The sequence below is a fragment of the Streptomyces sp. NPDC059668 genome, assembly GCF_042734135.1.
GTDB lineage: Bacteria > Actinomycetota > Actinomycetes > Streptomycetales > Streptomycetaceae > Streptomyces.
Window position 1 is genome coordinate 51,114 of the sequence record NZ_JBHWEL010000053.1, and the last position, 14,201, is coordinate 65,314.

General features: G+C 67.1%; 7 protein-coding genes and 6 pseudogenes. 7 read left to right on the top strand and 6 right to left on the bottom strand.

What is annotated here, in order from left to right; translation table 11 throughout:
* Positions 1 to 467: 467 nt before the first annotated feature.
* Positions 468 to 1,064, top strand: a pseudogene (locus ACFV2J_RS30085) (IS5 family transposase); the annotation flags it as partial.
* A gap of 21 nt (positions 1,065 to 1,085) precedes the next feature.
* On the opposite strand, the pseudogene ACFV2J_RS30090 reads toward ACFV2J_RS30085, so the two are convergent.
* Positions 1,086 to 2,317 (bottom strand): annotated as a pseudogene (locus tag ACFV2J_RS30090) (IS110 family transposase).
* A 344-nt stretch (positions 2,318 to 2,661) separates the two neighbouring features.
* On the opposite strand from ACFV2J_RS30090, the pseudogene ACFV2J_RS30095 reads away from it, so the two are divergent.
* Positions 2,662 to 2,943 (top strand): annotated as a pseudogene (locus tag ACFV2J_RS30095) (IS5/IS1182 family transposase); the annotation flags it as partial.
* A 40-nt stretch (positions 2,944 to 2,983) separates the two neighbouring features.
* On the opposite strand, the gene ACFV2J_RS30100 reads toward ACFV2J_RS30095, so the two are convergent.
* The 4 genes and pseudogenes from ACFV2J_RS30100 to ACFV2J_RS30115 form a co-directional block, all read right to left on the bottom strand.
* A complete protein-coding gene (locus ACFV2J_RS30100) occupies positions 2,984 to 3,505 on the bottom strand; it encodes a hypothetical protein (protein ID WP_385082953.1) in 522 nt (173 codons plus the stop codon).
* 183 nt (positions 3,506 to 3,688) lie between these two features.
* Positions 3,689 to 4,063 (bottom strand): hypothetical protein, encoded by a 375-nt coding sequence (locus tag ACFV2J_RS30105; protein ID WP_385082954.1) that lies wholly within the window; start codon positions 4,061 to 4,063, stop codon positions 3,689 to 3,691.
* A gap of 118 nt (positions 4,064 to 4,181) precedes the next feature.
* Positions 4,182 to 7,070 (bottom strand): BTAD domain-containing putative transcriptional regulator, encoded by a 2,889-nt coding sequence (locus tag ACFV2J_RS30110; protein WP_385082956.1) that lies wholly within the window; start codon positions 7,068 to 7,070, stop codon positions 4,182 to 4,184.
* 132 nt (positions 7,071 to 7,202) lie between these two features.
* Positions 7,203 to 7,805, bottom strand: a pseudogene (locus ACFV2J_RS30115) (MFS transporter); the annotation flags it as partial.
* On the opposite strand from ACFV2J_RS30115, the pseudogene ACFV2J_RS30120 reads away from it, so the two are divergent.
* A pseudogene (locus ACFV2J_RS30120) lies at positions 7,784 to 8,373 on the top strand (transposase); the annotation flags it as partial. The pseudogenes ACFV2J_RS30115 and ACFV2J_RS30120 sit on opposite strands and share 22 nt — an antisense overlap.
* 159 nt (positions 8,374 to 8,532) lie before the next feature.
* Here the strand turns inward: ACFV2J_RS30120 and ACFV2J_RS30125 are convergent.
* Positions 8,533 to 9,177 carry an RDD family protein gene (locus tag ACFV2J_RS30125; protein ID WP_385082957.1) on the bottom strand — a complete coding sequence of 215 codons (645 nt, stop codon included), beginning with the start codon at positions 9,175 to 9,177 and terminating at the stop codon, positions 8,533 to 8,535.
* A 908-nt stretch (positions 9,178 to 10,085) separates the two neighbouring features.
* Between ACFV2J_RS30125 and ACFV2J_RS30130 the strand changes: the two are divergent.
* From ACFV2J_RS30130 to ACFV2J_RS30145, 4 genes and pseudogenes are all read left to right on the top strand, one after another.
* Positions 10,086 to 10,208: pseudogene (locus ACFV2J_RS30130) on the top strand (IS3 family transposase); the annotation flags it as partial.
* Positions 10,209 to 10,422: 214 nt separating this feature from the next.
* Complete coding sequence (locus ACFV2J_RS30135) at positions 10,423 to 11,283, top strand: aldo/keto reductase (RefSeq protein ID WP_385082958.1); 861 nt, start codon at positions 10,423 to 10,425, stop codon at positions 11,281 to 11,283.
* Positions 11,284 to 11,331: 48 nt separating this feature from the next.
* A complete protein-coding gene (locus ACFV2J_RS30140; protein ID WP_385082960.1) occupies positions 11,332 to 12,264 on the top strand; it encodes an aldo/keto reductase family oxidoreductase in 933 nt (310 codons plus the stop codon).
* A 1,453-nt stretch (positions 12,265 to 13,717) separates the two neighbouring features.
* Positions 13,718 to 14,011 carry a hypothetical protein gene (locus tag ACFV2J_RS30145; RefSeq protein WP_385082961.1) on the top strand — a complete coding sequence of 98 codons (294 nt, stop codon included), beginning with the start codon at positions 13,718 to 13,720 and terminating at the stop codon, positions 14,009 to 14,011.
* Positions 14,012 to 14,201 lie beyond the last annotated feature (190 nt).

Consider the following 14,201-nt stretch of genomic DNA (forward strand, 5'->3'; position numbering starts at 1 on the left):
TGGGGGGGGCGCTCCTTGGGGGTGGGGGCATGCGCCCCGTGGCCGGGGTGGGTGACAGCGGGCCCTACCCGGGGGGCGCGGGCGCCCTCCCCCCCCCCCCCCCCCGCGCCACACAACAGCTTTTCTCACCAGGGCTGCAAGTAGCCCTGTCGAGTCAACCGCAACGCGGTGCCCGCCCCACCCGGGGCCGCACCCAAGCGGCAGCCGCCAGTCCGGGAACTCCCAGACCGCAGGCCTCTGCTCGACGAAACTCGACCGACCGGAACCGGCCCGCCCCGAATGAGACCCGACCCGCAACCAAGCGGCACAAGGCCCACGTCGGAACAGCCGTCCTCATAAGGAGCACGCCGCCACCCGGCGGCCCACCCGAACAGGAACCGGACGGACGACATCTCATTACGGGATGACTCTTAGGTCGTGTCCGACGGGTCGAGTGACTCGCCGAGGGGTGAATCGTTCCGCTTGGTGTGGGGCGTGGTGATCTCTCCGATGCCGAGTGGGCTCAGCTGGAACCGCACCTGCCGACGAACGTCGGACGAGGTGGGCGCTGGCACTGCCACCGGCGCACGATCAATGGAATTCTCTTCCGGCTGCGGACCGGCCTGCCGTGGCGGGACCTGCCACCTCACTTCGGGAAGTGGCAGACGGTCTATGACCGGCATCGCAGGTGGTCAGCCGATGGCACGTGGGAGAGGATCTTGCGCGCCGTCCTCGCCGCTGCTGACGCCGCGGGCCGGATCGACTGGAGTGTGGTGAGCGTAGATTCCACGGTGTGCCGGGCCCATCAGCATGCTGCCGGGGCTCGTCGCCGGCCGGCCCGCGTACCGGGGCGACGCCGCCCCGCAGAGCATCGGTCCGACGAGGCGGTCGGCCGCTCGCGGGGTGGCCTGACGACGAAGATTCACTTGGCCAGTGACGGGAGCCGACGTCCACTGTCAGTTCTGATAACCCCAGGACAGTGGGGTGACGCGCCGCAGTTGATCACGGTCTTGGACCGCATCCGCGTTCCGCGTCCAGCCGGTGGCCGCCCACGTACACGACCGGACCACGCATGCGGGGACAAGACACCCCATGCAGGTATCGGGTCAAGCAGCTGCGGTGAGTGGTGATGGTTTTGGTGGGGCGAATGCGATTGCCTCGTTGAACTTCTGGCGGGTGGTCAGGCAGTGGTGGAGCTGGCCGAGCATGCGGTTGAAAAGGTTTCGGAGAGCCGCGTAGTAGCGATCGCCTGTCTGCCTTCGGCGGTTGTAGTGGTCGTGGGCGCCGATTGAGGCAGTGAGTGCGGCGAAAGCCCAGTGCCGGCCGGTTGCGGCCAGGCGGCTGTTCTTGATCCGGCGGTGGCTGACGTGGCGGCTTTTGCCGGACTCGCGCGTCACGGGGGCACTTCCGGCGTAAGCCTTCAGATCGCGGGCCGTGTCGAACCGGGTGCGGTCGTCGCCAATTTCGGCGAGGAGCCGGGCGCCGGTCAGCGCGGCGAGACCCGGGAAGCTCGTGATGATCTCCGCGTCGGGGTGCTGCAGGAAGAGCTCCTCGGTGGCGCTCGCCAACTCGTCGCAGGCCTTGCAGGCGGCTTCGAGCTGGGCGAGCAAGGCAAGTGTTTGGTGTCCCATCGCCGTCTCCACCAAAGCCGGCTGACGAAGCCAGGTCCGGCGGAATACCTCGAGCAGGCGGTCGGTCTCGGCCTCGATCCGGCGCTGGCGGCCAGCCTGTTTGACGGCGGCTTTGAGCTTGCTGCGGGCGAGCTTGGCGGCTTTGGCGCGATCGCCAGGATCGCTCGAGCCTCTCGTGCCAGTAGCTTCTCGCGCTTGTCGGCAAACGCTTCAAGGACTGCCGGGTAGTACTCGCGCAGGTGCGAGCGCAGACGGTTGTGGGCACGGGTGCGGTCCCAGACCGCGTCCTGCTGGGCTCTGGCGAGGACGGCGATCGCCTTGACCAGCTCAGTGTCGCCCGGCAGAGGCCGGTGAAGCTGTGCGTCGGTTCGTAGGATGTTCGCCAGGACGACGGCGTCCTGGTGGTCGGACTTTTTGCGGGAGACGGAGTGCCGGTCTCGGTAGCGTGCCACGGCCATTGGGTTGATCGCGAACACTTGGCGCCCCGAGGCCCGCAGACAGGCCACCATGAGTCCGCGTGAAGTCTCGATCGCGATCGGGATCGGATCGTCGGGAGTGTCGCCGTGTTCGGCGAGCAGACGGAGCAGGTCCTGGAAGCCCGCCGCGTCGTCGCTGACCCTGAGCTTGCCGAGCAGGCGAGCGTCGCAGTCAACCACCGCCACGTCATGATGGTCTTCGGCCCAGTCGATTCCGCAGGTCACCTGCATGCACGCCTCTTTTCGATACGTCGCTGTCCGCTGGCGTCGAGCCGCGGCAGGACCACTCGGCGACCTAATAGAAGCGCTCGTCGGCGCACCACCCCATCAGCCGTCCGTGGCCCCAGCTGTTCTCAGGGTCCTCGCTCTCGTGAAGAGCTCCACGACTCCGGCTGATCAAGAGGTGGCCCTGGGAACGGCTCGAACCACGGCACGCTACGGCGGTCGAGTTCTAAGCGGCAGGGGTCGCGCACGCGTCGCTCTTGTCGAAGCACTCAAAGCGCGGCATACAGCAAGACATCTCGCTCGACCCCTGCCCAGAGCTGATCCAACTCCCAGCCCTCAACGCCTATTAGGCATACAGCTCGCATCGAAACCGTCGGTACCTGCGACGACGGCAGATCCAGCACACGATCCCCGAGCGTCGAGACCAACGAGCCAACCGCCGAAGACGCGGGAGCCGAGGAGGTCGTCCCACTGCTTTCGACCGGGCCCGGTATGCCCGCAGAAACGAGGTCGAACGGTGCATCAACGCGCTCAAAGGATCCAGGGCCGTGGCGACTCGGTACGACAAAAGAGCCTACGTATTCCACGGCACGGTGACTCTGGCCGCGCTTCGCCTGTGGCTCCGCCCCTGACCTCTCAGATGCCCTTCCCGCAGTAGCCATGCCGATCAACTCAGTCGTCGGCCGCGACGAGGAGAGTGATCCGTCCAGCTGAGCGGTCGATGAGCACGAACTCATGGAAGTGCTCGTGCACACGCCCCCAGTCGTGAATGGACTCATCCCCCAGCCCGCTCAGGTAGTAGATCTGGTCGGCCACCGCCAGGCGGTCGAACACCTCCTGCTGCAGATCCGCCTCCAGCTCGGCGGGCACCTCCCCGAACTGGTTCACCCACCCCCACAGGATGTCCGCGCTCCTCTCCCGGCTGACGGCTTCGTAGACGTCGGGGGCGACCAGCCTCAGCCAATACGGGCCGTGCCTGGATCCCTCCGACAGGACTCCGCCGCCCGCGTAGTCGTCCCGGAACTGTTCATGCCCGATGAGTGCCGAGAGCAGTTCCTGAGCTTCGTCGGACTCAGCCGGGAACCGCAGATGCTTGATGTCGACCCACCTGTAACCGTATGACCTCGGGTCTTGGAACTTGTAGTTCCGGAAATTGATGAAGGCACTGGCCTCATGGGTGAGCGGGTTATCCATAGCGCCACAGCTTAGAAGTCGAGCAACGTCACTCTACGGACCCATCGGACAGGCCCTAGTCGCCGCAGGCGCAGTCCGCCGCCACCGCTTGACATCAGCGCCCGGATCCGAGACGGCAGCGTCCGCCACCGACCCGGGGCCGGCCCGCGGATCGAGTCCTTGAGCCGGCCGGGGCGGACAGGGTCAACAGTGCGGAATGGACCCGTTAGCCGCGGCGCTGTTGTCCACGTACGGCGCATACGTCCATCCGGTGACGGTCAGCTCGAGTCCACCGAGGTGGGTGTAGCGCTCGTCGATGGTGTGGTACCAGATGTTTCCCCGACCCAGGTTCTGACCGGTGCTCCAGCAGTCGGTCAGGAGCTGGTCACCACCCCAGAGGTCCGGAACTCCGACCGTACCGGCGGCCAGGTTGGTGTTCTTGAAGACGGCCGCACCGGTCTGCACGGTGAGCAACGAACTCGCGGACGCGATCCCCGCCGCCGCCACTACCAGCCCTCCCGCACTCAGTGCGGCGACCGCCGCCATCGACGCGCTGGCGCGCCGGAATGTGTATCTCATATCTGCCTCCCGATCATTTGGGTGAGTTCTCGCGTCGGGCAGCGAGTGCTGCCGTGCACCAAAGTGCCGGACGAGGCTGGGACAAACGTTGGACAATCCTTGAACAGCGGTTCGCTGGTCAGGCCGTACGCCTGTCCAGGTTGTGGCGGAGCCGGACGCGCAGGGGGGCCGTGTCCGGGAGGGGGATGCCGTCGACGAGGGCCAGGGCCTGGGTCCAGGCGTCGTGGGCGGCGTCGGGGTGGCCAGCGGCAGCGTGGGTGTCGCCGAGGTCGGTGAGACAAGCGGCTTCGTGGTAGCGGTCGTCGGTCCCACGGACAACGACAACGGCTTGGCCGTAGCAGTCGACGGCCCGCTCGTACCGGCTGAGACGACGGTGGATGTGCCCGAGACTTCGCCAGGTGCAGACCTGGCCGTGCAGATCCCCGATCTCCTCCACCAGGGCGAGGGCCCGCCAGCTGTGGGAGAGGGCCGAGGGCCATTGGTCGTCGAGTCCGGCGAGTATCCGCCCGATGTGGTTGAGGGCGATGGCTTGTCCAAGCCGGTTGTGCGCGGCCTGGTAGTGGGCGAGGATCTGCCGCGCCTCGTTGAGTTCCTTGAGGCGCTCGGCGTCCGGTTGGTGCTCACCGCCGTCGTCCGATCTGAATTCGCCCTCGTCCGATCGGTGCTCGCCCAGGTCCGAGGACAGCTCGGCGAGCTGGCTGTGGATGCGGGTCTGGCCGGCGTGGTCGCCGAGTTCTCTGAACAGGTCCAGGGCGAGTGCGTAGTGGGTGCGGGCCTCGTCGGGGCGGTTCAGCTTAGTGTGGGCAAAAGCGAGACCTCGATGAGCGTAGGCCAGTCCGGCCCGGTCGTGGTGGCAGCGGGCGGCGTTGAGGGCGGTCGTATGGGCGGCGGCCAGGGCGGACCAGCGTCCCTGCCGGATGAGGAAGGTGGCGAGGAACGCTGCGAGCTGCCAGGTGTGGGTCTCGAAACCCGAAGGGGCCTGTTCGACGGCGGCGAGGACGACGGGGTGCTCGGCGGTGAACCACGCCAGGGCCTCCCCAGGGTCCGGCAGTTCCTCGACGACGGCCCCCGGGGCAGCGGCGGGCGGCCGGAGCGGGTCCTCCTTGCGGCTCAGCAGCGCGTCCGCGGTGTGGGCGGTGTGCAGGTAATGGTCGAGCATCCGGTGCACCGCCGAGCGCCGGGTGTCGTCGCTGTCGTGGGTGGTGACCAGTTCGGCGGCGTAGGCGCGGAGCAGATCGTGGAAGGTGTGCCGGCCAGGGGCGTGATCGGTGAGGAGGCCGGCGCGGGACAGCTCGGTCAGCAGGGCGCGGGTGCGGGTGCGCGGCAGACCGGCCAGGGAGGCGGCGACGGATACGGTGAAGCCGGGCCCAGGGTGGAGTCCCAGGAGCCGGAACAGGCGGGCTGAGTCGCCGCTCAGCGCCTGGTACGACGTGGCGAACACTGCGCGTATGCGGGTTGCCGGGTCACCGCCGTCCAGGGCGTCCAGGCGGCCGCCGGACTCTTGCAGTTCCTGGGCGAGGGCGGTGAGCGGCAGGCGGGGCCGCGCGGCGGCGCGTGCGGCCGTGATTGCCAGGGCCAGCGGCAGTCCGGCGCACCGGGCGACGATCTCGTCGACGGCCGCGGGTTCGGCGGCCGTCCGGTGGGCGCCGAGACGGCCCGTGATTAGATCCCTCGCCTCAGCCGGGGTGAGTAGGTCTACGGTCAGCAACTGGGCGCCCGCCGTCGCGGCCAGGCCGGTGAGGCGGTCGCGGCTGGTGACCAGGGCCAGACAGCCGGGCGCGCCGGGCAGCAGCGGTCGTACCTGCTCGGCGTCGCGGGCGTTGTCCAGCACCACGAGTACTCTCCGGCCGGTCAGCAGACTCCGGTAGAGGCCCGTTTGCGCCTCCAGGCCCTGCGGGATGCGGGCCGGGGGCACCCCGAAGGCGTCCAGGAACCCCTGGACTGCGTCGGCCGGGCTCATCACGGAGCCGCCGGGGTCAAATCCGTGCAGGTTCACATACAACTGCCCGTCGGGGAAGGAGTCGCGCACCCGGTGGGCCCAGTGCACGGCCAGTGCGGTCTTGCCCACTCCGGCGGTGCCCGACATCGCCAGGACGACCACTGCGGCGGGCCGCGCCGGGCTGGCTTCGGACCTGCCGGTACCGGGCAGCAGGGTGTCTAGGCGCGCGAGTTCGTCCTCACGGCCGGTAAAGGCCGCGACGGACAGGGGCAGTTGGGCGGGAGGTGTGATCGGCTGAGCCGATTCTGCCTGCCGCGGGGTGGTTGTGGGGGCGGTACCCCGGCTCAGAACCGCGCTCTGGGCGTCCCGCAGCGCCTGCCCCGGGTCGATGCCCAGTTCCCGGCCCAGTCGGCCGCGGGTTCGGTGGAAGTGGTCCAGGGCCTCGGCGGAACGGCCGCTGCGGTGTAGGGCGAGAATCAACTGGACGGCCAGACGTTCGTCCAGGGGACGCGCCGCCGCGCGGGCCGACAGGCCGGGCAGCAGCACGGCATGCTGTCCGAGGCGTAATCGCAAGTCGCCCAGGTCGAGTTGGGCTGCCTGTTGCTCCTGGACCAGGGTGTCGCGCAGGGCGTTCAGCCAGGGCGTGTCCAAGGTCGCGAAGGGTTCCGAACGCCATAGCCGCAGGGCCTGTTCGAACAGGGCCGCGGCACGGGTGTCGTCGGCGGTGGCACGGGCCCGGGTCAGGAGCAGCCGGAAAGTATGCATATCCACGGTCACGGTGTCGGCGACGTTCAGGACGTAACCGCCCGGCTGTCGCGCGATGGCTACCTCGCTCGTGGCGGCCAGGGCCTGTCTCAGCCGGGAGAGGTAACCGCGCAGGGTGGTCACGGCCTGCCGCGGCGCACTGTCCCCCCAGATCCGGTCCACCAACTGATCGGTCGTCACCGGACGGTTGACGTCCGCCAACAACACCGCCAGCACGCCCCGCTGGCGGGCGTGCCCCAGCGTCGTGGACCGGCCGTCAATGTCGGCCTCGATACTGCCCAGCACGCCGAACTCCACCGTCATCCCGATCCCGCTCCTCCACGCCGGCAACCGCACACCCGTTCCTACCCGTTCGAGGAGTCTGATCTCATCGAGTCCAACGCAGCCGCGCGCAGTTCACGCCCGTGGCATCGGTCAGGCTCACGGGGCGGCTCAGACGAGGGCGCTGGAGGCCCAGCCCCAGCCAGCAGCGATGCCTGCTCCGGCGAGCCAGAGGCCGCCTGCGTTGGCGAGGTTGAAGGCGGAGTGCTTGGAGGCCGCGGAGAGGGTGGGGGCGTCGGATGCGGCGCGGATGACCATGGTTTGCAGGGAGGCGGTCATGAGGAAGCCGACAGCACCGAGAATCACGACCATTCGCAGTGCGATCCAGAGGATGTGGGCGGTGAGGTAGAAGACGACATGGGCTGCGGCGAGGCCGGCGGAGGCAGTGCGGCGGACTGCGTGGTCGGTGAGGGGTCCGGCTGCGGCAACGCCGATGGTCATGCCGACGCCGGCGAGGGCGAGGATCCACATGACGGAGGACTCGCCCGGTCGCGTGACCTCGGTGGTGATGGAGGAGAGGTAGGCGTAGAGGGCGAAGACGCTGGCGAATCCGAAGACGGCGGTGGCCAGGCCGAGCAGGACCTGGGGCTTGCGCAGGGGGCGCAGTTCGCGGCGCAGGCTCTGCTGGGCTTGGACCGGCTTGTAGGGGACGAGCAGGGCGAGACTGGCGATGGCGAGGACGCCGATGCCGGTGACGACGAGGAAGGTGGCGCGCCAGCAAGGTCCCGGCGTCGGCCTGGACGCCCGCCGTCGAGGCCCACGGCGAGATCCGTGACGGCGCCTGGGTCGCCGAACTCACCGGCGATGTCCTGGGCGGCTGGCCGAAGGGCATACGGCTGATCGTTCGGAAGGAACGGCCGTACCCTGCAGCTCAGTTGAGGCTCACGGACGCGGACGGCATGCGGCTGACCTGTTTCGCCACCAATACCTCCGGCCGGCCGATCGCCGAACTCGAGCTCCGTCATCGGCTGCGGGCCCGGGCCGAGGACCACATCCGGGCTGCCGGGGCCACCGGACTGCGGAATCTCCCTTTGCACCACACCGCCCGGAACTGGATCTGGCTGGAGACCGTGCAGATCGCACTGGACCTGCCGGCCGGATGCCGATGCTCGAACTGACCGGCACGGCCAGGCTCTGGGAGCCCCGCCGACTGCGGCTCGTCTTTTCACCACGGCCGGACAATTCATGACCACCGGCCGTCGGTGGATCCTCCGCCTGGCGGCCCTGGACCAGCTACGTCACCACAGCTCTCGAGCGGCTCGCACTCCTGCCGAACCCCGGCTGACCAACCGATTCCCGTCCCTACGACAGCAGCTCAAAACGCGGAGCAGTGGGACCCGGCGCCACCTCGAGGCGACACTCGGGCCCTGGGCCTGCACAGCCTTCGCCCACGGCACGAAAACGGTCCACCGACTCCGTCGGCGGACCGTCACGAAACTTCGAGTTAATGCGCGACTGGCTCAGTGACAGTTCGAGCCGGCCAGCGCACTACCACCGTCCGGGCCGCTCGATCGTACTTACTCTGGTGGTAAGCGGCCTTGTCCTTGAACATTTGGACCAACAGGATAGCGGCAACCAGCAGGTTCAACACAGGCAACGCCAGAAAGGCCCCCCGGTCGAACTCTCTGAGGAACGTATCCCTCCATGATGGCGGCAGAGTCCCGTCCGACCAAAGCCGGACCACCCGCAGCCCAAACAGCCGCTTCCCGACAGTCGTGCCCCACCAATGCACCAGCGGTAGGAAGTAAACAACGCCGCCCACCGCGAACCCCACGGGAATCAACACCACCAGCGCAGCCCCATCACTCGATGCTGCGGCAGCCATAAACCCAAGGCACGCAAAAACGAACGCAATCACCGTGTCCACCAGACGGGCCGCAATCCTGCGCCCGTTGGACGCCAGAACCAACACCGGGTGTCCCGTCGCACCCATCTCACCATCCATGACGTACTCGACCAGAGCTCCCTCTGGCCGCACGCCCCGCAATGGATCCATACTGGCCAAATGCTCCCTATACCACTCGCGGCCCATAGCACGAGCAACCACGGAAGGAACTCCTTCCACGCCCACAAGGTTCACTTTCGTCACATCACTCACTGAATTAACCAACTACCTATCCATAGAAGAAAGTTCCATACCGCAACACTCGAGTCGATTCGCCTGAATACCCTAAGAAGAGGCGAGCGTTCCGACCTGCAATCAGACCACGAACGCGATCTTGACGTCAACTAGCCTAAAACCCAAGGAGGGGGGCAGAACTAGTACGAATCAAACAACGGCTTGACACTGCCAAGGCAGAGCTACTCCGATGCACGGTCAACACACCTGGAGTCCAAGAGCTGATAGCGATCTAAAACTGGGGGCCGGATCCCGAAATCCCTCGCAGTCGAAAATGCCAAGCCCTCGCTCGCGGGTATATTGCGGTACCAGGTATAAGCGGTGAGGGCGGTTATGTTGGTGCGCGCGCTGCATGGTCGTGCCCGCCTAGACTCGGACCTCCGAGCGCCACAACACCATCCCCGACCGCTGCCTCCACTCGCCGAAGCACCGCCACGAGTGGCAGCACCGTGACCGTGAGGCAGCGGGCACCGAGCGGCTGGCAGCACAACCCGCGCGTGTTCACCTCCGGCAGCCCACCACCACGCTCCCGGACCAGGGCGTCGAACCTGTCGTCATCAAGGAACTCGTCGGTCACACCCGCGTCGGGGTGACCGCGACGGTGTACGCACACGCCCGGCTCCACCTCCAGCGTGAACCATCGATGAACTCGGGAACGCCCTTGACCACCCGCCAACGATGGGTCAACCCACGACGACAACGGCGACGACCCACCGCCCTGCGGAGCCACCGTCCACTGCCGTTGTCGTCAACTGCTGCCGTCACTCAGTGCAGAAGCCCCGCCAGGACGCGCCTGACGGGGCTTGAACTTTGCTAATGCCATCTCGTGCGAGGCTTGCAAGATCGGGATGGGAGAGTACACCCTACCCGCCAGTCAACGGACCGCGATCGTGACCTGGATCGAACGGACGTACCACCGGCGCCGTAGACAAGCCTCGCTCGGCCTGACACCCGCCGAATTCGAAACCGTCATGACTACACCGGCCCTCCAGGCCGCGTGATCGAACCTGCCACCCAAACCTGCACCAGACCCCTCTGCCTCGCCAAGCGCAGCACGTAGTACACCTGCCGCAGATCCATTCATCCATTCCATTGCTCAATGTCATGGGTAGCAACTGTTGGACGAACGAACCATTGATTCCTAGGCTCGGCCAGGCAGGCTTCCGCGCAAGAAGGTCCCAACCACCTGTCTGCCGCATCCAGAGGAGACGTTCGATGAAGCAACGCACCATCGGAGAACAGGCGGTGTCGGCGATCGGGCTCGGCGGCATGCCGATGTCCATTGAGGGACGCCCCGACACCCGGAGATCGATCGCGACGATCCACGCCGCGCTCGACCGCGGTGTCACGCTCATCGACACGGCGGACGCCTATCACCGCGACGCCGGCGAAGTCGGACACAACGAGGAGCTCATCGCCCAGGCTCTGCGCGCGTATGGCCGGGGAGCGGACGACGTACTCGTCGCGACGAAGGGGGGTCACCTGCGGCCCGGCGATGGCAGTTGGGCCGTGAACGGCAATCCGGCTCATCTCAAACAGGCCGCCAAGGAGTCGGCCAAGCGCCTGGGTGTCGAGGCGATCGGCCTCTACCAGTTCCACCGCCCCGACCCGAGCGTCCCGTATGCCGATTCGATCGGTGCGATCCGTGACCTGCTCGATGAGGGTGTGATCATCATGGCAGGCATCTCGAACGCGACCGTGGACAAGATCGACGAGGCGAACGAGATCCTGGGCGGCCAGCTCGTCTCGGTCCAAAACCAGTTCTCGCCCAGATTCCGTTCAAGCCTGCGCGAGCTGGAACACTGCAACGAACTAGGGATCGCGTTCCTGCCCTGGAGTCCGCTGGGCGGCATAGCGAAGGCGCCCGAACTCTCGACACAACAGACCGCTTTCCGAGAGGTCGCGGACGAGGTAGGCGTCAGCGTCTACCGGGTGGCGCTCGCGTGGGAGCTTGCCCTCGCGCCCGTGGTGATCCCGATTCCCGGGTCCTCGCGTCCCGAAAGCATCCGTGACTCGGCGGCCGCCACCGACGTCAAGCTCACTCCCGGGCAGATTTCCCGCCTGTCGGCGGCCTGAGGCGCGCGGCACCCGCACCAAATACTTCTTACGGACAAGGACCCGATCGTGAAGACGTTCAAGCTCCCCGGCACCGAAATGGTCGTCCCGAACATCGTGCTCGGCCTCATGCGCATCCAGGAAAAGAGCGATGCAGAGGTACGCGAACTCCTCGCCACCGCGATGGACGCCGGCATCACCTTCCTCGATCACGCCGACGTGTACGGCAGCGAGCTGCACGGATGCGAGCGCCGTTTCGCCGAGGCGATGCAACTGACCCCCTCCCAGCGCGAAAAGTTGATCATCCAGTCAAAGGCGGGCATCGTCCGTGAGGGCCCGTACTTCGACTTCTCCTACGAACACATCGTCGAGTCGGTGGACGGTTCACTCAAGGCTCTTGGCACCGACTACCTCGACATCCTGCTACTGCACCGTCCCGACGCCTTGGTCGAACCCGAAGAAGTCGCACGTGCATTCGACGATCTCGCCACGGCAGGCAAGGTACGGACCTTCGGCGTCTCGAACCACACCCCCCGGCAGATCGACCTGCTGAAACGCCATGTCAGTCAGCCACTGGTGATCAACCAACTCCAGCTGTCGATCACTCACGCCCCGCTCATCGCGCAAGGCGTCGCAGCCAACATGCAGGGCTTGGACCAGTCGGTCAGCCGCGACGACGGGCTCCTCGACTACTGCCGCCTGCACGACATCACTGTGCAAGCCTGGTCACCTTTCCAGGCCGGCTTCTTCGACGGACCGTTCCTCGGCTCGGAGCGCCACCCCGACCTCAACGCCGTCATCGACCGTCTGGCGGCGAAGTACGGTGTGCCCTCCCTGGCCATCGCGACAGCCTGGATCACCCGGCACCCCGCCCGGATGCAGGTGGTCATCGGTACCACCACACCGCAGCGCGTCGCGGACGCCGCCCTCGGATCGGACGTGCCGCTGTCCCGTGCAGAATGGTACGAACTGTTCCGCGCCGCGAACTACATCGTGCCGTAGCCGCCGGCCCGATCCACGCACTCCAACGTCCACGGCCGCCGCGATCATCTGCGCCGCCCGTCGGGGCTTGTTCGCCAACTCGACGTCGCCGGAACCTGACGCGTGGTCGGCCCGCCATGGCAGCGTCTGCAAGGTTGCTTCGGTGTCGTGCGCGAGGACGTGGGCGCACGCGAAGGAATGCCATGCAGCAGGGCCAAGCGTTGGAAACTGCAGATGGGACCGTTGTCGGCGGATGGGGACAGCCGTTCGTTGACCTCAGGGAAAGCCATCGTGCATCGCCAGGATTGGCTGTGGCGAGCTCGACGAGCACGTGGCCCGTTTGGGCGGCGACCTGTTCGGCGGTGAAATACTGCAGGGCTGACGGGTCGTCGTCGCGGCGGTGCTGCAGCAGGCGGCAGCGTTGCGGAAGGCATCTGTGTCGCCGGCCACGGCATTCGCGGTGGACAGAGTTCCCATGCCCGAGAGCGCGGGCGATGGACAGGTTGCGCGCAGTGTGGTCGACGACGGCTTCGGCGAGGCACAGGGCGGCCGCGGGCTTGGCGCTGGCAGCGTGCTGGTAGGAGAGCATAACCAGGACGTTGACGACGGCGCGGGTGTCGCCGGCGGAGCGGTCGCAACGGATGGCGACAGCCGGTAGCGCTTGGCGGCGGCGCTGAGGGCCGCGTCAAAGCCCATCCCGCCTGCGAGTTGGGCTATTCCACCGGTCATGCATGTCCACAGGCGGCCATGGCGCTCCTCCTGGTGCCGTGAGGCGAGTGGGCGCTGCTCCTGTAAGAGGCCTCCGCTCTCCACACCTCTACACCCAGTTCGTCCGATTTCCGCACCGACACTCGGGGACGGCCCATACGCCAGCCCGTAGACACGAAAGCGACGGAAACCGTTGTCGGCCGGGTCCACGTCCGGGTGCGGATTCCACAGCGGTGCACGCAGCCCCTTGGTGGGTGAGCCAACGGTCAAGCAGGGAGAGCTGCGTCGGCCGCTACCCCTCGTCGAACTGGCTGACAGCCACCTCAGCAAGAGGTGTGGGCGGTCCCACGCAGCTTGCGACCGGGGCGCGGGACCGCATGCCCTGCCGTCCTGTCAGCGGGCCGGGCGCATACGACAATACGGATGTCGGAGTCCCAAACGGGGATAGCGCGCCGAAAAGCTGTTCTGCGTACTGATGGACAAGCCTCCGCCGGATTGCCACCCCTACAGTCGCCATTACTGATCCAGACCCCGACAATCCCGGCCTGGCCGTGTCTGTCTGATCAGGCCTGAGGCGCCCGACATCGCGGGTTGATCCGAAGCACACGTCTCGGGCGGATCGAATCCGCGAGCAAGGGTGCCGAGCCGGCCGTTGACAGCCGAGTGTTCGGCAAACCGTTGTCGGCGCGTCGTTGCCCGGCGGGCCTGGTAGCCGCATCCTGACGGCTCAGCAAGATCACGATGAAGAGAATGAAGGTTCCCGCCCATGGAGCACCCCGACCTCAACAAGAACCCACTCGGCAAGCCGGATCAGTGGGCCAAGTTCCGAGGGCTCGTCTGGTGGCAGCTGGTCCTCTCGATCGCGCCGATCCTCCTGCTGCCGATCGGCGGGGCGATAGGCGGGGCCATCGGAGCGGCGGGCGTCTTCGCGAACCTCTCCCTCGCCCGCAAGGCCTTCGGGACACCCGTCAAGCTCCTGGCGATGCTGGGCGTGGTACTCGCCTCCTACCTGGGCTACTTCCTCGTCGTGGGTCTTGTCCTCAACCTGGTCAAGGGCTAACTCTCCGGCCAGGAACCCTGACCTCAGTGGCCAGGGCAATGGGCCGGGGCAACCCGCCCCGGCCCATACCCTTCGGATCAGGGCCGGGCGCCCGGCCCAGATCCGCCGGCCCCTCCCGCCCCACCGGGACTAGTGGGCTGCGCCAGTGATCCTGTGGGCTCCTGAAAGTGTTTGTGTGTTTTCGGGGCGC